At 62.5% G+C, this 20,250-nt stretch carries 16 protein-coding genes; 13 read left to right on the forward strand and 3 right to left on the reverse strand.

Features of this window, described 5'->3' with window-relative positions:
• The 10 genes from ACFOEV_RS14040 to etfB all read left to right on the forward strand — a co-directional run.
• Positions 1 to 667: zinc-binding dehydrogenase (locus ACFOEV_RS14040; RefSeq protein ID WP_386774956.1), on the forward strand; the 667-nt coding region annotated here is incomplete at its 5' end.
• An 84-nt stretch (positions 668 to 751) separates the two neighbouring features.
• The gene (gene fghA / locus ACFOEV_RS14045; RefSeq protein WP_386774958.1) at positions 752 to 1,609 is read left to right on the forward strand and encodes an S-formylglutathione hydrolase; all 858 of its coding nucleotides are present in this window, start codon (positions 752 to 754) and stop codon (positions 1,607 to 1,609) included.
• A 329-nt stretch (positions 1,610 to 1,938) separates the two neighbouring features.
• Positions 1,939 to 3,072, forward strand: coding sequence for a choline metabolism transcriptional regulator GbdR (gene gbdR / locus ACFOEV_RS14050; RefSeq protein ID WP_386774960.1), 1,134 nt, complete (start codon positions 1,939 to 1,941; stop codon positions 3,070 to 3,072).
• Positions 3,073 to 3,181: 109 nt separating this feature from the next.
• Positions 3,182 to 3,886, forward strand: a complete 705-nt coding sequence (gene mtgA, locus ACFOEV_RS14055; RefSeq protein ID WP_386774962.1) for a monofunctional biosynthetic peptidoglycan transglycosylase — start codon at positions 3,182 to 3,184, stop codon at positions 3,884 to 3,886.
• Between the two features lie 141 nt (positions 3,887 to 4,027).
• The gene (locus tag ACFOEV_RS14060; protein ID WP_386774963.1) at positions 4,028 to 5,005 is read left to right on the forward strand and encodes a dipeptidase; all 978 of its coding nucleotides are present in this window, start codon (positions 4,028 to 4,030) and stop codon (positions 5,003 to 5,005) included.
• 194 nt (positions 5,006 to 5,199) lie between these two features.
• On the forward strand, positions 5,200 to 5,745 hold the full coding sequence (locus ACFOEV_RS14065; protein ID WP_386774965.1) for a 4-vinyl reductase: 546 nt from the start codon (positions 5,200 to 5,202) through the stop codon (positions 5,743 to 5,745).
• A gap of 10 nt (positions 5,746 to 5,755) precedes the next feature.
• Positions 5,756 to 7,828 carry a dimethylglycine demethylation protein DgcA gene (gene dgcA / locus ACFOEV_RS14070; protein WP_386774967.1) on the forward strand — a complete coding sequence of 691 codons (2,073 nt, stop codon included), beginning with the start codon at positions 5,756 to 5,758 and terminating at the stop codon, positions 7,826 to 7,828.
• A gap of 255 nt (positions 7,829 to 8,083) precedes the next feature.
• Entirely contained in the window at positions 8,084 to 10,051 is a 1,968-nt protein-coding gene (locus tag ACFOEV_RS14075; protein WP_386774969.1) for a (Fe-S)-binding protein, read from the forward strand.
• The gene (gene etfA, locus ACFOEV_RS14080; RefSeq protein ID WP_386774971.1) at positions 10,048 to 11,358 is read left to right on the forward strand and encodes an electron transfer flavoprotein subunit alpha; all 1,311 of its coding nucleotides are present in this window, start codon (positions 10,048 to 10,050) and stop codon (positions 11,356 to 11,358) included. Before ACFOEV_RS14075 ends, etfA begins: the two co-directional genes overlap by 4 nt.
• A complete protein-coding gene (gene etfB, locus ACFOEV_RS14085; RefSeq protein WP_386774973.1) occupies positions 11,348 to 12,151 on the forward strand; it encodes an electron transfer flavoprotein subunit beta in 804 nt (267 codons plus the stop codon). Before etfA ends, etfB begins: the two co-directional genes overlap by 11 nt.
• A gap of 13 nt (positions 12,152 to 12,164) precedes the next feature.
• On the opposite strand, the gene ACFOEV_RS14090 is transcribed toward etfB, so the two are convergent.
• Positions 12,165 to 13,121, reverse strand: coding sequence for a DMT family transporter (locus ACFOEV_RS14090; protein WP_386774975.1), 957 nt, complete (start codon positions 13,119 to 13,121; stop codon positions 12,165 to 12,167).
• Positions 13,122 to 13,380: 259 nt separating this feature from the next.
• Between ACFOEV_RS14090 and ACFOEV_RS14095 the strand changes: the two genes are divergently transcribed.
• The 3 genes from ACFOEV_RS14095 (at position 13,381) to ACFOEV_RS14105 (ending at position 16,588) form a co-directional block, all read left to right on the forward strand.
• Positions 13,381 to 13,782, forward strand: coding sequence for a DUF4168 domain-containing protein (locus ACFOEV_RS14095; RefSeq protein ID WP_386774977.1), 402 nt, complete (start codon positions 13,381 to 13,383; stop codon positions 13,780 to 13,782).
• Positions 13,783 to 13,950: 168 nt separating this feature from the next.
• Positions 13,951 to 15,861, forward strand: a complete 1,911-nt coding sequence (locus tag ACFOEV_RS14100) for a DUF294 nucleotidyltransferase-like domain-containing protein (protein ID WP_386774979.1) — start codon at positions 13,951 to 13,953, stop codon at positions 15,859 to 15,861.
• 4 nt (positions 15,862 to 15,865) lie between these two features.
• Positions 15,866 to 16,588, forward strand: coding sequence for a 3'-5' exonuclease (locus ACFOEV_RS14105; RefSeq protein WP_386774981.1), 723 nt, complete (start codon positions 15,866 to 15,868; stop codon positions 16,586 to 16,588).
• 79 nt (positions 16,589 to 16,667) lie between these two features.
• Here ACFOEV_RS14105 and ACFOEV_RS14110 read toward each other — a convergent pair whose 3' ends face one another.
• Together ACFOEV_RS14110 and ACFOEV_RS14115 are read right to left on the reverse strand one after the other, a co-directional pair.
• Positions 16,668 to 18,338, reverse strand: a complete 1,671-nt coding sequence (locus ACFOEV_RS14110; protein ID WP_386774983.1) for a BCCT family transporter — start codon at positions 18,336 to 18,338, stop codon at positions 16,668 to 16,670.
• A gap of 277 nt (positions 18,339 to 18,615) precedes the next feature.
• Positions 18,616 to 20,190: a BCCT family transporter gene (locus ACFOEV_RS14115; protein WP_386774985.1), complete on the reverse strand. Its 1,575-nt coding sequence runs from the start codon at positions 20,188 to 20,190 to the stop codon at positions 18,616 to 18,618.
• Positions 20,191 to 20,250: the final 60 nt, after the last annotated feature.

Consider the following 20,250-nt stretch of genomic DNA (forward strand, 5'->3'; position numbering starts at 1 on the left):
CGAGGTGTCGCTGGCCAAGGTCTCCCCCGAGGCGCCGCTGGACAAGATCTGCCTGCTCGGCTGCGGGGTGACCACCGGCATCGGCGCGGTGCTCAACACCGCCAAGGTCGAGCCGGGCGCCACGGTGGCGGTGTTCGGGCTCGGCGCCATCGGCCTGGCGGTGATCCAGGGCGCAGTGATGGCCAAGGCCAGCCGCATCATCGCCATCGACATCAATCCCGACAAGTTCGCCCTGGCCCAGCAGTTCGGGGCCACCGACTTCGTCAACCCCAAGGACTATTCGGACCCCATCCAGCAGGTGATCGTCGACCTGACCGACGGCGGCGTCGACTACTCCTTCGAGTGCATCGGCAACGTCAACGTGATGCGCTCGGCCTTGGAGTGCTGCCACAAGGGCTGGGGCGAGTCGGTGATCATCGGCGTGGCCGGGGCCGGCGAGGAGATCGCCACGCGGCCGTTTCAGCTGGTCACCGGCCGGGTGTGGAAGGGCTCGGCGTTCGGCGGCGTGAAGGGCCGGAGCGAGCTGCCGGGCTATGTCGAGCGCTACATGAACGGCGAGCTCAAGATCGACGAGTTCATCACCCAAGACATGCCGTTCGAGAAGATCAACGAGGCCTTCGATCTGCTGCATGCCGGCAAGAGCATCCGCAGCGTGTTGCATTATTGAACCGCCATCCTCCTGAGTAGAGTGCATCGCCGTTGACCAGCTGCCCCCGTGACCGTGGGGCAGCGTGCTGCAAGAGGAGTTGCCATGACCATGTCCGAATCACTTTCACTGGTGTCTGCCAGCAAGAGCTTCGGGGGCTGGATCAAGCGTTACAAGCACCATTCTCGGGCGCTGGATTGTGAGATGATCTTCGCTATCTACCTGCCGCCCCAGGCCGAGAACGAGACGGTGCCCCTGATGTGGTGGCTGTCGGGGCTGACCTGCACCGACGAGAATTTCATGCAGAAGGCGGGGGCTCAGCGTGTCGCTGCCGAACTGGGCATTGCCATCGTCTGCCCGGATACCAGTCCTCGTGGACTGGACCTTCCCGGCGAGCACGACAGCTATGATTTCGGCTCCGGCGCCGGATTTTATGTCAACGCGACTCGCGAGCCCTGGTCGCGACACTATCGCATGTACGACTATGTGGCCGATGAGCTGCCGTCGGTGGTGCGCCAGCATTTTCCGCTCAATGGACGGGAGTCGATCAGTGGCCACTCCATGGGGGGGCACGGCGCCCTGGTTCTGGCACTGCGCCATCCCGGACGCTACAGTGCGGTGTCCGCCTTCTCGCCGGTCGTCAATCCCAGCACCTGCCCCTGGGGCAAGAAGGCATTCTCGAATTACCTGGGCGACGATGCCGGTGCCTGGACCCAGTACGATGCCTGCGAACTGGTGGCCAAGGGCGCCTCGCGCCAGCCGCTGTTCATCGACCAGGGGGAAGCTGATAATTTCCTCGAGGAGCAATTGCGCCCCGAACGGCTCGAGGCAGTGTGCACCGAACATGATCACCCCCTGACCCTGCGTCGCCAGCCGGGTTACGATCATAGCTACTTCTTCATTGCCACCTTCATCGAAGACCACCTGCGTTATCACGCCGAGCGGCTACAGAAGCAGGCCTGACTTGCCTCAGGCAGGCCGATCCTCAAGCGCCGCATTCGTCGGCGCTTTTTATGGTCGTTTACCGTGCTTTCAGGCGACTTTGGCATATCCATATGCGACGTCATTGTCTAAGGGCAATGTTCATCCGCTTGTCGATAGGTAAATTTGTCATGTCAGATTGCGACACAACGATTACATTGCCAGCAGAACTTGCCTGACTGCGACATGCGAGCACGATGGATGGCTCGTTACGGCGGTCTCAGGTCGTATTGCACATCCAACAACGACAACAGAGGTCGTCGAGTCGCACTCGACGGTCGCCACAGGCCAACCGTGCAGGAGTTTCACCCATGGCAACTACTCCCGAAGCATCCCGTTCGACTCCCGTGCCCCAGACGCTGGGCTTCCTGTTGCTGGACAACTTCACCCTGATCTCGCTGGCCTCGGCCATCGAGCCGTTGCGCATGGCCAACCAACTGGCCGGCCGCGAACTGTATCGCTGGTATACCCTGAGCCTGGATGGTGCGCCGGTACGAGCCAGCGATGGCCTGCAGGTCACGCCCGATGCGTCCACGGCGGTGCCGTTGGCGCTGGATATGGTGATCGTCTGTGGTGGGGTCGGTCCGCATCGCAGCGTGCAGCGCGAACATGTCAGCTGGTTGCAGATGCAAGCGCGCCAATCACGGCGTCTGGGGGCAGTGTGTACCGGTAGTTGGGCACTGGCCAAGGCTGGATTGCTGGATGGTTTCGAAACCAGCATCCACTGGGAGTGCCTGGCCGCCATGCAGGAGGCGTTTCCGCGCGTGGCGTTGACTACCCGGCTGTTCTCCATCGACCGCGATCGCGCCACTGCCTCGGGCGGTACCGCACCGCTGGACATGATGCTCAACCTGATCAGCCGCGACCATGGTCGAGAGTTGTCGGCGGGGATCTCGGAGATGTTCATCTATGATCGGGTGCGTGGCGAGCAGGACCAGCAGCGGGTACCGCTCAAGCATGTGTTGGGTACTACCCAGCCCAAGCTGCTGGAGATCGTCGCGCTGATGGAAGCCAATCTGGAAGAGCCCATCGGCCTCGACGAACTGGCACATTATGTGGATGTGTCGCGGCGCCAACTCGAGCGGCTGTTCCAGAAATACCTGCACTGCTCACCGTCGCGCTACTACCTCAAGCTGCGTTTGACCCGGGCGCGTCAGTTGCTCAAGCAGACCCCGATGTCGATCATCGAGGTGGCGTCGGCTTGCGGCTTCGTCTCTACCCCGCACTTCTCCAAGTGCTATCGCGAGTACTTCGGCATTCCGCCGCGTGACGAGCGGCTGGGCATTGGTGCCAAAACCACGCGCAGCGTCCCCTTGGCCAGCGAGCAAGGCCCCTTGCTCAAGCGGTCCCAGGCCGAGGCGCCGTCGCAGGAGCTGGTGTCCAGCGCCGTGCTGGCCCTGGCCCAGGCGCAGGGCGAACCCACCTATGCCAGCGTTCCCTTGTGAACACCATCCCCGATCCGTTGTCGATGCTGCGCCCCGAAATTCGGGGCGCAGCCTTGTTATACTGGCCGAATTCGTCGTGAATCGCTCGATAACAACGGAAGGTTCCCTCATGATGCAGGGTTGGTTGCGCAAGGCGCAGCGTGCGTTGCTGCTTGGCCTGATCGGTTTCGTGGCGCTGTCGATAATGCTGGTCATGCTGTTTCGGGCCGTGCCGGTGTTTGGCTCCATGGTGATGGTCGAGCGCAAGATGCAGTCCTGGTTGACGCGTGAGCCGATCGCCATCGAGCACCGCTGGCGGCCGTGGTCGGGGCTGTCCGACAATGCCAAGCTGGCGGTCATCGCCGCCGAGGATCAGCGCTTTCCGCTGCATCACGGTTTCGATGTCGACGAGATGCGCCGCGCATGGGAGGTCAGCCAGAACGGTGGCCGCCTACGGGGGGCCAGCACCATCAGCCAGCAGACCGCCAAGAATCTGTTTCTATGGACTGGCCGAAGCTGGGTACGCAAGGGGCTGGAAGCCTGGTTCACACTGCTGATCGAGCTGCTGTGGCCCAAGGAGCGCATCCTCGAGGTCTATCTCAATATCGTCGAATGGGATAATGGGGTCTTCGGCCTGGAGGCGGCGGCTCAACACCATTTCGGCGTCTCGGCCCACCAGCTCACCGAGGTGCAGGCCAGTCGCCTGGCTGCCGTTCTTCCCAACCCACGCGACTGGAGTGCTTCTCGCCCCGGTCCCCATGTCGAACGCCGCAGTGCCTGGATTCGCCAGCAGATGCGCAATCTAGGGGGGGCGTCCTACCTACAGCAGCTCTAGTCAGGCGCTGTCATCGCGATTGCGACACGCGTGACGTTTTTGGAATTTTTCCGGTCGTTTCCAAGCGTCGCGACGATGGGGGCGAGGGATATGCTGCCGGCAAGATGTCATTGAGCACTGTCACTTGCCCCGGAGCCGACCATGACCCCTCTAGAGCTGCATAACGACGCCATCGTCATCGATGGACTGATCATCGCCAAGTGGAACCGCGAGCTGTTCGAGGACATGCGTCGCGGCGGTCTCACCGCTGCCAATTGCACCGTCTCGGTGTGGGAAGGCTTTCAGGCGACCGTCGACAACATCGTCAAGTCCAATGCCCTGATAGCCGAGTGCAGCGACCTGGTGCAGCCGGTACGCACTACCGCGGATATCACCCGGGCCAAGGAAGAGGGCAAGACCGGCATCATTTACGGTTTCCAGAATGCCCATGCCTTCGAGGACCAGATCGGCTACGTCGAGGTCTTCAAGCAGCTCGGCGTGGGCATCGTGCAGATGTGCTACAACACCCAGAATCTGGTGGGCACCGGCTGCTACGAGCGTGATGGGGGGCTCAGCGGTTTCGGTCGCGAGATCGTGGCCGAGATGAACCGGGTGGGCATCATGTGCGACCTCTCGCATGTCGGTGCCAAGACCTCAGAGGAGGTGATCCTGGAGTCGAAGAAGCCGGTCTGCTACTCCCATTGTCTGCCGTCAGGCCTCAAGGAGCATCCACGCAACAAGTCCGACGAAGAGCTCAAGTTCATCGCCGATCACGGCGGCTTCGTCGGTGTGACCATGTTCACCCCCTTCCTGCGGGCCGGCGTCGACGCCACGGTCGACGACTATGTCGAGGCCATCGAGTACGTGATGAATATCGTCGGCGAGGACGCCATCGGCATCGGTACCGATTTCACCCAAGGCCATGGCCAGGACTTCTTCGAGTGGCTGACCCACGACAAGGGCTACGCCCGTCGCCTGACCCGCTTCGGCAAGATCATCAACCCCGAAGGGATCCGCACCATCGGCGAGTTCCCCAACCTCACCGAGGCGCTGCTGCGTCGCGGTTTCAGCGAGCCCTTGGTGCGCAAGATCATGGGCGAGAACTGGGTACGCGTCTTGAAGGATGTCTGGGGCGAATGACGGCCAGCGACGAGTGACGGGCTACGGGCCACGAGCGATAAGCAAACACTACTGCCGAAGCCCGAAGCCCGAAGCCCGAAGCCCGAAGCCCGAAGCCCGAAGCCCGAAGCCCGAAGCCCGAAGCCCGAAGCCCGAAGCCCGAAGCCCGAAGCCCGAAGCTGAATCAAACAACTATATCTCTCGAGGTAAACACCGTGACCAAGGTAGCTCCCGAACTGCCCATCGAAGTGGACACTGAAACCGGCGTGTGGACCACCGATGCCCTGCCCATGCTCTACGTGCCGCGGCACTTCTTCATCAACAACCATGTCGCCGTGGAAGAGGCGCTGGGCGCGGAGAAGTATGCCGAGATTCTTTATCACGCCGGCTACAAGAGCGCCTGGCACTGGTGCGAGAAGGAAGCCGAACTGCACGGACTGGAAGGCGAGGCGGTGTTCGAGCACTACATGAAGCGTCTGTCCCAGCGTGGTTGGGGCAAGTTCATTACCGAGGAGATCGATCTCGACGCCGGTACCGTTCGGGTGCGTCTGGAACACAGCGCCTTCGTGTATCAACTAGGCAAGGTCGGCCGCAAGGTCGAGTACATGTTCACCGGCTGGTTCGCCGGGGCCATGGACCAGATCCTCGCTGCCCGCGGCAGCAGCCTGCGTACCGTTGCCGAGCAGACCCAGAGCGCCGCCGAGGAAGGTTGCGACGTGGGTATTTTCATCACCAAGCCGCTTTCCACTTCCCAAGGCTGAGGGGTCCGAGATGGCATTCGAAGCGCTTTTCCAGCCGATCGAGATCGGCAAGCTGACCATCCGCAACCGGGTGGTCAGTACCGCCCACGCCGAGGTCTACGCCACCGACGGCGGCATGACCACCGAGCGTTACGTCAAGTATTACGAAGAGAAGGCCAAGGGCGGCTGCGGCCTGTGCATCTGCGGTGGCTCGTCGGTCGTCTCCATCGACAGCCCTCAGGGCTGGTGGAGCTCGGTGAACCTGTCCACCGATCGCATCATTCCGCACTTCCAGAACCTGGCGGATGCCGTGCACAAGCATGGCGGCAAGATCATGATCCAGATTACCCACATGGGTCGCCGCTCGCGCTGGGACGGGTTCGACTGGTCAACCCTGGTGTCGCCTTCGGGGATCCGTGAACCGGTGCACCGCTCGACCTGCAAGACCATCGAGGAAGAAGAGATCTGGCGCATCATCGATGACTTCGCCCAGGCGGCGCGGCGTGCGAAAGAGGGTGGTCTGGACGGCGTCGAGCTGTCCGCTGTGCACCAGCACCTGATCGATCAGTTCTGGAGCCCGCGCGTCAACAAGCGTACCGATCAATGGGGTGGCAGCCTCGAGAATCGCATGCGCTTCGGTCTGGAGGTGCTCAAGGCGGTGCGCGCCGAGGTTGGTGACGACTTCGTGGTCGGCATGCGCATCTGCGGTGACGAGTTCCATCCCGATGGCCTGTCGCATGAGGACATGAAGCAGATCGCCGCTTACTACGATGCCACCGGCATGCTCGATTTCTTCGGCGTGGTGGGCTCGGGCTGCGATACCCACAACACCCTGGCCAACGTGATTCCCAACATGTCCTATCCGCCGGAGCCATTCCTGCACCTGGCGGCGGGCATCAAGGAAGTGGTCAGCGTGCCGGTGATCCATGCCCAGAACATCAAGGATCCCAACCAGGCACAGCGCATCCTGGAAGGCGGCTATGTCGACCTGGTTGGCATGACCCGGGCGCATATCGCCGACCCGCACTTCATTGCCAAGATCAAGATGGGCCAGGTGGACCAGATCAAGCAGTGCGTGGGGGCCAACTACTGCATCGATCGCCAGTATCAGGGGCTTGACGTGCTGTGCATCCAGAACGCCGCAACCTCCCGCGAGTACATGGGGCTGCCGCATATCATCGAGAAGAGTGAAGGCTCCAAGCGCAAGGTGGTCGTGGTCGGTGGCGGTCCTGGCGGCATGGAAGCGGCGAGAGTCGCTGCCGAGCGTGGTCATGACGTGACCCTGTTCGAGGCCAAGGACAGTCTGGGCGGACAGATCACCCTCGCCTCAAAGGCGCCGCAGCGCGATCAGATCGCCGGTATCACTCGCTGGTATCAGCTCGAGCTGGCGCGCCTGAACGTCGATCTGCGCCTGGGAACCCCGGCCGACGAGGCGACGATCGCCGACCTGCGTCCGGATGTCGTGGTGCTGGCTACTGGCGGGCAGCCGTTCCTGTCGCAATTCCCTGAGTGGGGGTATTCCGAGAATCCCGAAGAAAGCCTGGTGGTGAGCACCTGGGACATTCTCTCGGGTGCCGTCGAGCCGGGCAAGAATGTGCTGATCTACGACACCATCTGTGAATTCTCCGGCGTCTCGGCGGCGGACTACCTGGCCGACAAGGGCGCCAAGGTGGAGATCGTCACCGACGACATCAAGCCGGGTGCGGCGGTGGGTGGCACCACCTTCCCGACCTATTACCGCAGCCTCTACGAGAAGGAGGTGATCATGACCTCCGATCTGGCGCTGCACAAGGTCTATCGCGAGGGGGATTCGCTGGTGGCGGTGCTCGAGAACGAGTACACCGGCGCCCTGGAGGAGCGGGTGGTCGACCAGGTCGTGGTCGAGAACGGTGTGCGTCCCGATGAGGCGCTCTACTACGCGCTCAAGGAGCAGTCGCGTAACCGGGGGCAGATCGACGTCGAGGCGCTGTATGCCATCCAGCCGCAGCCATGCCTGGCGGAAGAGGGTGAAGGCTTCCTGCTGTTCCGGCTGGGCGATTGCACGGCGCCACGCAATACGCATGCGGCGATCTATGATGCCCTGCGTCTTTGCAAGGATTTCTAACCGCCAAGTCGGAAGACAGAAGAAGGAAGAGGGAAGCGGTGAAGCGCCCTCAGCATTCGCCCGAACCGAGGTGCAGCGACGCGGTCCTGCCGTTGGGATGATGGCAGAGGCGTGGGGGCCAGGGACGGCCCTTTCACGCCGTGACCGCAGGTCGCCAACCGAGGTTCGGTAGCCGCGAATGTGTGGTGCGAGACGCTTCCCTCGTCCTTGACTGAATGGCGTCGATAACAATTGCTAGTTTGCGAGGTGAGCGAGATGCTCGAGACCCTCTTGCCGATTTTGATCTTCTCCGCGCTGGGGCTGGCGGTGATCGGCGCCTGGCGGCGTATCCGCTTGTGGCGCCAGGGACGGCCATCGCCTGTCCCGATTCTCAAAGGGCTGGTGGCCATGCCGCGGCGCTATCTGGTGGATCTGCACCATGTGGTGGGGCGCGACAAGGTAATGTCCAATACCCACGTGGCCACCGCCGGCGGTTTCGTGCTGGCCGCGGTGCTGATGATCCTGGTGCATGGTCTGGGACTGGCGCAGGGTGTGCTCGGCTGGGCGCTGTTGGCAGCCAGCGTGCTCATGTTCGTCGGCAGCCTGTTCGTGGCCAGGCGACGCCGCAACCCGCCCGCGCGCTTGTCCAAGGGACCCTGGATGCGTTTGCCGAAAAGCCTGATGGCCTTTTCGCTGAGCGTGTTCCTGATCACCTTGCCGACGGTCGGTGTATTGCCTGAAGACGTTGGCAGTTGGATTCTGGCCGTGGTTCTGGCCGCGGTGTTGGTCTGGGGCCTGGGCGAGATGTTCTTCGGCATGACGTGGGGCGGGCCCATGAAGCATGCCTTCGCCGGCGCCTTGCACCTGGCCTTCCATCGTCGCGCCGAGCGCTTCGGTGGCGGGCGTTCCACCGGCCTCAAGGCCCTGAATCTGGACGATCCCAAGGCGCCGCTCGGCGTGGAGACGCCCAGCGACTTTACCTGGAACCAGTTGCTCGGATTCGACGCCTGCGTGCAGTGCGGTCGTTGCGAAGCGGTGTGTCCGGCCTTCGCCGCCGGTCAGCCGCTCAACCCCAAGAAGCTGATCCAGGACATGGTGGTGGGCATGGCCGGCGGCAGCGATGCCAACTATGCCGGCAGCCCCTATCCGGACAAACCGGTCGGCGAGCATCACGGCGACCCGCATGGACCGATCGTGGCGCGCGAGGGCAAGGCGCTGGTCGATGCCGAGACGCTGTGGTCGTGCACCACCTGCCGGGCCTGCGTCGAAGAATGCCCGATGATGATCGAGCACGTCGATGCCATCGTCGACATGCGTCGCTTCCTGACCCTGGAGCATGGCAATACGCCCAACAAGGGCGCCGAGGTCCTCGACAACTTGATCGCCACCGACAACCCCGGTGGCTTCGACCCTGGCTCGCGCATGCACTGGGCCGCGGACCTGAACTTGTCACTGATGCGGGACGTCAAGCAGGCCGATGTGCTGCTGTGGTTGGGCGACGGCGCCTTCGACATGCGCAACCAGCGCACGTTGCGTGCCCTGATCAAGGTGCTGCGCGGCGCCGGCGTCGACTTCGCGGTGCTCGGCAACGAGGAGCGTGATAGCGGCGACGTGGCACGACGCCTGGGCGACGAGGCGACGTTCCAGTCACTCGCCAAGCGCAATATCGCCATCTTGTCGCAGTATCGTTTCCAACGCATCGTCACCTGTGATCCGCACAGTTTCCATGTGCTCAAGAACGAGTATGGCGAGTTGGGTGGCAACTATGAAGTGTTCCACCACAGCACCTATATCGCCGAACTGTACGAGGCAGGGCGTCTGTATTTCACGCCTTGGAAGGGGGGCTCGGTCACCTATCACGACCCTTGCTACTTGGGACGCTACAACGGCGAATACGAGGCACCGCGCAACGTGCTCAAGGCGCTGGGCATCGAAGTGAAGGAAATGGCACGCTCGGGCTATCGTTCACGCTGCTGTGGCGGAGGCGGTGGTGCGCCGATCACCGATATCCCCGGCAAGCAGCGGATTCCCGACATGCGCATGAACGACGTCAAGGAGACCGGTGCCGAGCTGGTGGCAGTCGGCTGTCCGCAGTGTACCGCCATGCTCGAGGGGGTGGTGGATGCCACCGCCGAGATCCGCGACATCGCCGAGCTGGTGGCCGATGCCCTGGTAACGGAGAGTGAAGCACGCCCCCAATCCACCGCCGAGGCACGCATCGCGATCAAGGAGGTGGCATCATGACCGAGATATTGCGTCGCGACCCGCGCAAGGAATGGATCGCCCGGAACCGCCTGCATCCCGAACACGAACAGGTGTTACTCGAGTTGGGACAGGGAACGGCCATGGCAACGGAGTGGATGGGGCCCAATGGGGTGATACGCAAGAATCCCCATGGCTTGGGTTTCATCGGCCCCAATGGCATCAAGCGCATCGACCGCAGCGGCGTCCAGCAGGCTCCCACAGCGGGACGAGGCGCTGGGCAAACGGCTGCGGCTGCCGACAATCGCCGGCGTGTCGAGATCGAAGCTCCGGCCTTCCTGGTCGCGGTGGTGCCGGATATGCCCGGCGGACGGCTCTCGTCGCACGACCGCGACCTGCTAGGCCTGGCCCGGCAACTGGCCGATGTCGATGGCGAACGGCAGGGAGCCGTGCTGGCGGTGGTCTTCGGCGGTCACAAGGAAAGCGAGGGCAGCAGCGAGCATAAAGGGGGTGCTTTCGGCGAAGCCGGTGTCGATCGCCTGCTGCATCTCGACGATGCGCTGTTCGATGGCTACTCCCCGGAGTCGCGCCTGGTGGCCTTGAGCGCGGTCGAGGGCGAGTTCGCCCCTCGTCACTGGCTGTTACCCGACTCCAAGCTGGGTGGAGCCGACCTGGGGCGGCGGCTGGCGGCTCGTCTTCAGGAACGGCCCGCCACCGGCGTCTGGCAGATCGAGAGGGACGACACCCACGAATTGGGATGGCGCTGCACCGCTCGTGGAGCGGCGGGCACCACCGATATACAGCGCGCTCTGCCGCGTGTGGCCTTGGCCCTGCCGGAGTGTGCCGAACCGGTCTCGGAAACCCGTCATGCTGCACAGTCGCTTGCCTTGTCGCAGGCATTGCCATCGCAGCTGGGTCGTATCGAGGATCTGGGACAGGTTGCCGTCGACCCGGCCGGGGTGGCGCTGGCGGAAGCCGAGTTCATCCTTTCCGCCGGCAATGGCGTCAAGGACTGGGACGGATTCCATCATGCCGCCAAGGTGCTGGGGGCGACCGAGGGAGCATCGCGGGTGGCGGTGGACGACGGATTCATGCCGCGCCATCGGCAGGTGGGGGCTACCGGAACCTGGGTAACGGCGCGAGTCTATCTAGCCGTGGGCATCAGCGGTGCCATCCAGCATTTGCAGGGTATCCAGAGTTGCGACAAGGTCGTGGCCATCAATCTTGACCCTGGCTGCGACATGATCAAGCGTGCCGACCTGGCGGTGATCGGCGACTCGGCGAAGATCCTGGGAGCGTTGGTTGCCCTGGTGGAACAGCAACGAGAGGAGAAGCGCGATGCAGCCTGAGGCCCAAGCCAAAGCAGCGCTCGATGTGGCGATATTGGTATCCATTGGCCGGCATCCGTTGACGGGACGTGCCCGGCGCGCCGATCAGGATGCCCGGGGCGTGGAGCTGGCCATGTCCCTCGACAAGTCGCGCATCACGCTAGTGCATGCGGGAGTACTCGACGAGGAAAGCGAGGGCGCGCTGCGGGGCTATCTGGGCATGGGCTTCCAAGCCCTGACCCTGATCGAGCAGCCTCCCGGTGCCGATGTGATTCCCGCCTTGGCCAGCGCCCTGAGCGAGGCGAAACCCCAGTTGGTGATTGCCGGCGAACGTGCCGAACAGGGAGAAGGCTCCGGCTTGTTGCCCTACCTGCTTGCCGAACGTCTGGGCTGGCCGATGGTCAGCGGCTTGGCCAGCGTGGAGAAGGTGGAGAATGGTGTTGCCACTCTCCTTCAGGCCCTGCCGCGCGGCCAGCGTCGGCGGCTTCAGGTGCGTCTGCCGGCCATCGTGACCGTCGATGGCGCCGCCTCGGCCGCGCGCCAGAGCGCCTACGGGCCGGCACGCCGTGGTGAACTGCGGCTTGTCGAAGCTCCTGCGGTATTCGATGAAGCCTCGAACGACTGGACGGTGCAAGCGGCTCGCAAGCGACCCAAGCGCTTGAAGATCGTCAAGGCGGCCTCGGCTCGCGACCGTTTCAAGGCCGCCGCGGCCAAGGCCGAAGGCGGAGGTGGCCAGGTGCTGTCCGACGTGACACCGGAACAGGGTGCCGAGGCGATCCACAAACTGCTCAAGGAGGAGGGGGTGCTGCGCTGAGGCGTAGCGCCTTCTAGTCGGTCTTTATTTCCCGCGTAGCGGCCGTAGCGTCACGGTGCTGGACGGTCGTGCTCTTGCCCTTCACCACCATCACGACCCCGCTCAGCGCGATGGTCATCCCAAGCAGGGCGATGGGGGGAAGGGCCTCGTCGAACAGCCACCAGGCTTCGAGGGCCGTCACCGGCGGCACCAGGTAGAACAGGCTGGCCACCCGAGAGGCCTCGCCACGCTTGATCAGGGCCATCAGCAGCAGGATGGCGGCGATCGACAGCACCAGCACCAGCCAGCCCAGGGTCACCAGGAAGGTTGGTGTCCAGTCGATGCGACGTTCCTCGAGCAGGAGGGCACCGAGCCCCAGGATCACGCTTGCCCCCAGGTACTGGACCACGGTGCCGGCGAGCAGCGGCATGCCCGTGCAGTAGCGTTTCTGGTAGAGAGTGCCGCAGGAGATGCCGGCCAGGGCAACCATCACGCAGGCCAGCGCTCCCAGGCCAAATCCTTGGAACAGGCCGCCATCACCCGGATCCAGCTTGCTGCCCAATACCAAGGTGATGCCGACCAGTCCGAGTGCCAGTCCGGTCCACTGGTATGAGCTCAAACGCTCGTTGAGCAGTGGCCTGGCCAGGGCCGCGGTCAGCAGCGGTTGCAGGCCGACCAGCAGCGAAGCCAGTCCCGCCGGCATGCCCAGGTAGATGCCATAGAAAACCCCGCCCAGGTAGGCACCGTGAACCATCAGGCCCGAAGTGGCGATATGCCCCCACAATCGTGGGCCTTTTGGCCAGCCGCCCTTGAGCAGAAACACCAGCGGAATCAGCAATGCCAGCGTGAGCACGAAGCGCACGAACAGAAAGGTAAAGGGTTCCGCGTAGGGGAGGCCGAATTTGGCGCCAATGAAACCGGTACTCCACAACAGCACGAATAATGCCGGCATGGCGGTGATGGCAACTAGGGACGTTCGGGGGCCGGGCATGGGGGGAGGGCGGTCCTTGTCGATTACGAATCGGATGATAGCGCCACCTTACCCGTTGATTGGTGATGGCGGAAGTCATGCTGAGGCTGACCGTGGTACAGCGCCAATCGAGGGCAGTTGCAGAGGCGTCTCTATTTGGATACGCATGTATCTTTCATACAACTTTATATTTCTCAATGTTACAAAGAAATATTGAACCTGACCCGGTCATTGTCGTCACATGAGGTCACATACACAGTAAGACCCTTGGAGGTATCACATGCAACGGATGACTGCTCTGTTTTCCGCCGCCCTACTGACTGGCGGCCTGCTGTCCGCGCAAGCGGCTTTCGCTCAGCAGGATCCTGCACAAGACCCAGCCGCCGCCCCGGAGCAGTCACAGGCCGCGCCGGCCCAGGATTTCAGCGATCAACAGCTCCAGCAGTTCGCCGACGCATCGCAGGAAATCGCCATGATTTCTCAGGAGTACACCAAACGCTTGCAAGAGGCGGAAGATGAAACCGCTCAGCAGGAAGTCCGCATGGAGGCCAACGAGAAGATGGTCAAAGTCGTTGAGGATAGCGGCTTGGACGTCGAAACCTTCAACTCGATCGGACAAGCCATCCAGCAGGATCCCGAGTTGATGCAGCGCGTTCAGCAGATGGCACAAGGACAGCAGTAGAGCAGTCATGAGCTGATTCGCCGTGTCGGCCATTGCCGACAGCGTCAAATGAAGAGGGCCACCCTGCGGGGTGGCCTTCTGCATAGGGACATGATCCGGAAGTGACGCGCTTTACACCCGGAAGATGGCGCATCAAACTAGCGTTATAGCTTGTGTGGGGTGATATGCATGGATGTCGAGTTACTGGAAATCCGCGAGCACTTGGGACGCTTCCCTCCATTCGACAGCCTTCCCGATGCCTTGCTCGACGAGGTTGCGGGGCAGGTGGAGGTGGCCTACTTCAAGGCGGGCACGGATATCCTGAAACTCGAGGATACCATCGCCGAGCTACTCTATATCCGCAGCGGGGCGGTGGAGATCTATCGCCGCAATGGCGATCTCTACAACCGCCTGGGCGAGGGCGACATCTTCGGGCACTTCAGCTTGTTGCGCAATCACCGGATACGCCATCCCGCCCGTGCCATCGAAGACACCCTGATCTATTACATTCCCGAGCGTGTCTTTCACCATCTCTGCGAGGCGGACGAGCACTTCGCCGATTTCGTCGAGCTGGATAGGCCACGCTTGAAGTCGACAGTGGAAGAGCAGCGCAAGAGCAACGAGATGATGCTCACCCGGGTTCGCAAGCTGGTCTCCCGCAAGCCCTTGATGATCGACAGCGGCGCTACGGTGCAGGAAGCCGCGCGGCGCATGAACGAGGAGAGCGTATCGGCGGTGCTGGTGATTGCCGAACCCGATGACGATCCGCGCCGCACTTTCACCGATGGGGGCGGGCGCCAATGGCGGCTGGTGGGCATCCTGACCGATCAGGACCTTCGCAATCGGGTCGTTGCCAAGGGGCTGGCGGCCACGACCCCGGTAGCCGAGGTGGTGACCGAGAACCTCATCACCATCCAGTCCGACGAGTCGGTGCATGAAGCGATGCTCTACATGTTGCGCAGCAACGTGCACCATCTGCCGGTGCTGTACCGCCGTCGACCGGTGGGGGTCGTGCATCTGTCAGACATCATTCGCTACGAGACGCATAGCAGTCTTTACCTGGTCAGTAACATCTACCGCCAGCCCAACGCCCAAGGGCTGGCTCGTCTCGAGCCGGAAGTGCGGGCGGCTTTCGTGCGCATGATCAAGGACGGTGCCGACTCGCAGATGGTCGGCAGTGCGCTGTCGACCATCGGTCGTAGCTTCACGCGACGGCTGCTGGAATTGGCCCAGGAAGAACTGGGACCGCCTCCGGTTCCCTACTGCTTCATGGCACTGGGGTCCATGGCGCGTAACGAGCAGAGTATCGTCACCGACCAGGACAATGCGCTGATCCTGGACGACAGCTTCGACCCTGAACAGCATGACGGCTATTTTGCCGAGTTGGCCAAGCGGGTCAGCGACGGTCTGGATGCTTGCGGCTATACCTATTGCAAGGGGGGGATCATGGCCACCAACCCGCAATGGCGGCAGCCGTTACGGGTGTGGAAGGGCTACTTCAGCGACTGGATCGACAATCCCAATCCGGAGCACCTGCTGCACAGTTCTATCTTTTTCGATCTCGACAGCGTCTATGGCGAGGAAGCCTTCGTCGAGCAATTGCAGGACCTGGTGGCCGACAAGGCGTCGCAGAGTCCGCGGTTCCTGGCGGCCATGGCGCGCAACGCGCTCAACCGCACGCCGCCGCTGGGCTTCTTCCGTACCTTCGTGATGGAGAAGGATGGCAAGCAGAACAATTCCATCAACCTCAAGAGGCGTGGCACGGCACCGATGACCGATCTCATCCGGGTGCATGCCCTGGCCTGTGGCTCACGCGCACAGAACTCCTTCGACCGCCTCGATGACATCACCAAGACCCAACTGTTGCCGGCGGGCACTGGCGACAAGATCCGCTATGCGCTGGAATTTATCTCCATGGTGCGCATTCGTCATCAGGTCATCGATATCGAGGAGGAGCGTGAGCCGGACAACAATATCGAGCCGGGCAATGTCTCGGATACCGAGCGCCACAATCTCAAGGATGCCTTCCAGGTGTTGAGCAATGCCCAGAAATTCCTGAAATTCCGCTATCCCATTCCCTCCATGAGCCGTGCACTCTGAATCGATGCTTACCCTTCGCTTTCCTCAGGAGTCGCGGCCGGGATGGCCGGAATATATGGCGCAGCGTGCGGCCGATGCCCGTGATACCCGATTGCAGCGTTTTTTTGCCGCCGGTGCCCTGGCGCCAAACACGCCGATTGGCGACGCGCCCCTGATCGCCATGGACATGGAAACCACGGGCCTCGACGAGCGGCGTCACGCCATTGTCAGCATCGGCCTGGTTCCCTTCACCTTGCAGCGCATTTTCCTGGCTCAACGTCGCTACTGGGTGGTGCGTCCGCCGCGTCCCTTGAGCAGGAAATCGGTGACCTTCCACCGCATCACGCATTCGGAAATCGCCGAGGCGCCCGACCTCGAAGAGATCCTGGACGAGGTGTTGGAGATGCTGGCGGGTCGGTTGGCTGTCGTGCATTACCGCCATATCGAACGGCCGTTCTTCAACGCCGCCGTCAAGGCTCGCCTGAATGAAGGGGTACGCTTCCCGCTGATCGATACCATGTCGCTGGAGGCGCGGATTCATCGCCAGTCGCCCTGGGCACGTTTTCGGCGTTGGATGAGACGCCCGCCGGTGTCCATTCGCCTGCACAACAGCCGGCTGCGCTACGGCCTGCCGGCCTATCAGGGCCACCATGCGCTGACCGATGCACTGGCCACGGCGGAACTGCTGCAGGCCCAGATCGCCAATCGATACTCATTGGATACGCCGGTCGGGAAATTATGGAGCTAGAAGCCTCTGGCGGGAGGCGAGTGGGAAAACACGACAGGCGGCCTCAGGGCCGCCTGTCGCGTTTATTGCGGGTGTCGTGTCAGGCAGCCTTGGGTTCGCTCATCAGCCCCTTGACGATCGCGTAGCAGGCGGCCAGCAGCACCAGGGTAAAGGGTAGGCCGGTAGTGATCACCGCCGTCTGCAGGGCCGTGAGGCCGCCACCCAACAGCAGGGCAATGGCGATGGCGCCTTCGATGGTGGCCCAGAACACGCGTTGGGGCTTGGGCGCATCCACCTTGCCACCGGCGGTGATGGAGTCGATCACCAGCGAGCCGGAATCCGAGGAGGTGATGAAGAACACCATCACCAGCACGATGGCCACGAAGGAGGTGATGGCCGTCAGTGGCAGCTGGCTGAGCATCTGGAAGAGCTGCAGCTCGAGGGCCGCTTCCCGGACGCCTTCGAAGCCCTGGTTGACGGCCTGGTCGATGGCGGAGCCGCCGAAGGAGGTCATCCACAGCACTGACACCACCGACGGCACCAGCAACACGGCGATCAGGAACTCGCGCACGCTGCGACCGCGTGAGACCCGGGCGATGAACATGCCGACGAAGGGCGACCAGGCGATCCACCAGGCCCAGTAGAAGGCCGTCCAGCCCTGAGTGAAGTTGGCGTCCTCACGCCCGAAGGGGTTGGACAGCGCCGGCAGGTTCACGGCGTAGGAGAGCAGGTTCTCGAAGAAGCCGGTGACGATCATCAGGGTGGGACCCACGAGGATCACGAACAGCAGCAGCAGGGCGGCGAGCACCATGTTGAACTGCGACAGACGTTTCACCCCTTTGTCGACGCCGAGCACCACCGAGACCAGCGCCACGGCGGTAATGCCCATGATCAGCAGCACCATGGTGGTGTTGGTGTTGGGCACGCCGAACAGGTAGCCGAGCCCCGCCGTGGCCTGGGTGGCGCCCAGCCCCAGCGAGGTGGCCAGCCCGAACAGGGTGGCGAACACCGCCAGGATATCGATGACATGCCCCGGCCAACCCCAGATACGCTCTCCCAGAATCGGGTAGAAGATCGAGCGCATGGTCAGCGGTAACCCCTTGTTGTAGGAGAACAGCGCCAGCGCCAGCGCCACCACGGCATAGATCCCCCAGGGGTGCAGGCCCCAGTGGAAGATGGTGGCGGCCATGCTCAGCGATATCGCGGCCTGCTCGTTACCGCCGGCGGCACCCAGCGGGGCCCAGTCGGTGCGTGCGCCGTTTTCCATACTGGTACCGCCAATGGCGGTGTCGAAGTGCGTGATTGGCTCGGAGACGCCGTAGAACATCAGGCCGATGCCCATGCCGGCGGCGAAGAGCATGGAGAACCAGCCCAGGTAGCTGAAGTCGGGCTTGGCATGCATGCCGCCGATCCGAACCTTCCCCAGGGGGGTGAAGATCAGCACGATGGAGAGGATCACGAAGATATTGGCCGAGAGCAGGAAGAACCACGACAGGTTTCCGGTCAGAAAACTGAACATGGCATCGAAGATGGGCTCGATCTCATCCTGCAGGGCTAGTGTGATGATCACGAAGAACAGGATCACCAGCGAGGAGAAGGTGAAGACCTTGCCATGCAAGTCGACGTTGATCCCCAAGGGGCTGGCGGTGATATTGTCCTGGCCGATCACGTAGTCGGTATCGATGAGGTTCGCTGGCCCGTCAGGGGCCGGTATGCCCTCGGAGCCTGCGTTCTGCCCCTTGGCTGTTTGTTGAGAGGAATGATTTGCCACAGTGAAATCTCCGTCTGTGTGACTTCAGGTAACTGCATCGCTCGAGTCGGGTTGGATAAGTCTTCCGGGACTATGTTTTTTTCTCCATTCTTGCGTCTCCTTCAGCCTGCTGAATGCGATGAGTGGCCTCCGTACCATAACGGAATGAGTCGTGGGTTTGTCCAACCAGTTTGGTAACTTAGTCACGACAATGCCAGGGAAGCCTTGAACGGGCCGTCCCTGGCAGAGTAGGCGAAACCGGTCGATATTGCCTACCGGCAGCGCGTGGATAGCAGCGTTAGGCGGCCGCGGTCAAGCGTAGTTGGCGATGTTCCTGATGCAACCCCTTGTAGAGGCTGAAGCACATTACCAGCAGTACCAGGGTGAAGGGCAGACCAGTGGTCACGGCGCCGGCCTGCAGTGCACTGAGTGCGGTGCTGCCGCCACCATACAGCAGTACCCCGGCGATCACGCCTTCCAGGGTGGCCCAGAACACGCGCTGGCTCTTGGGCGCATCGGTCTTGCCCCCGGCGGTGATATTGTCGATCACCAGAGAGCCGGAGTCCGACGAGGTGATGAAGAACACCAGCACCAGCACAATGGCCAGCGTCGAGGTCAGCATCGTCAGCGGCAGGTGTTCGAGCATCTGGAACATCGCCAGAGACACATCGCTGATGCCCTCGGATAGCGCTCCCACCTGGTTGGCAGCCTGGTCCAGGGCGGTGCCGCCGAAAGCGGTCATCCATATGATGGTCACCACAGTGGGGACCACCAGCACGGCGGTGAGGAATTCGCGTACCGTGCGGCCACGTGAGACGCGGGCAATGAACATGCCGACGAACGGTGACCAGGAGATCCACCAGGCCCAGTAGAAGACCGTCCAGCCGTGGTACCAGGTCTCATCGTCGCGGCCGATCCAGCTCGACAAGGGCACGATGTGCGACACGTAATCGACAGTGGTGGTCCACAAGCCGTTGAGGAACAGCAGGGTGGAACCGGTGAACACCACGAACAGCAGCAGTACCAGGGCGATTACCATGTTGATGTTGGAGAACAGCTTGACCCCGCCGTCGATGCCGCGCCACACCGAGAACAGCGCCACGGCGGTGACCACCACGATGATGGCGAGCTGGGTGCCGATGGTGTTGGGAACGTCGAACAGATAGGCCAGCCCGCCGGCCGCCTGGCTGGCGCCGAAGCCCAGCGAGGTGGCCAGGCCGAAGATGGTGGACAGCACAGCCACGATGTCGATGACATGGCCGATCCAGCCGCGGGTGCGCTCACCAAGCACCGGGTAGAACGCCGAACGCAGGGTCAGCGGCAGTCCCTTGTTGTAGGCGAAGAAGGCCAATGACAGGCCCACCACACCGTAGATAGCCCAGGGGTGGAGCCCCCAGTGGAACATGGTCGCACCCATGGCGGCGCTGGCGCCTTCGGCCGTGCCGGCAGCGGCGTTCAATGGCGTGCCGTACCAGTCGGTGTAATAGGCCACCGGCTCGGCTACGCTCCAGAACATCAGGCCGATGCCCATACCGGCGGCGAACAGCATAGCGAACCACGACACTCGTGAATACTCGGGGCGAGCGTCCTGGCCACCCAGGCGGATCTTGCCAAGGGGCAGGAAGATCAGTGTGATACAGAACACCACGAAAATATTGCCGGCGATCATGAACAACCAGTCGAAATGCTCGATCGACCAACCGCGTGCGGCGACGAGTTGCTGGTTGGCGGCCTCCGGATAGACCAGCGCATAGATGATGAATGCCAGGATGCAAATGGCGGAGAGTGGGAAGACGGGGTTGTGGAAGTCCAGCCCCATGACCTGTTTGTTGTCCTGGCCGAGTGCCAGGACCGGGTCGTCGTCGTACTTCATGGGATGCCCTCGTTTGTTATTTTGAACCGAATCTTACTGACTGCGATGTCAGACGGATTC

The organism is Litchfieldella rifensis, assembly GCF_042646605.1.
Taxonomy (GTDB): Bacteria; Pseudomonadota; Gammaproteobacteria; order Pseudomonadales; family Halomonadaceae; genus Litchfieldella; species Litchfieldella rifensis.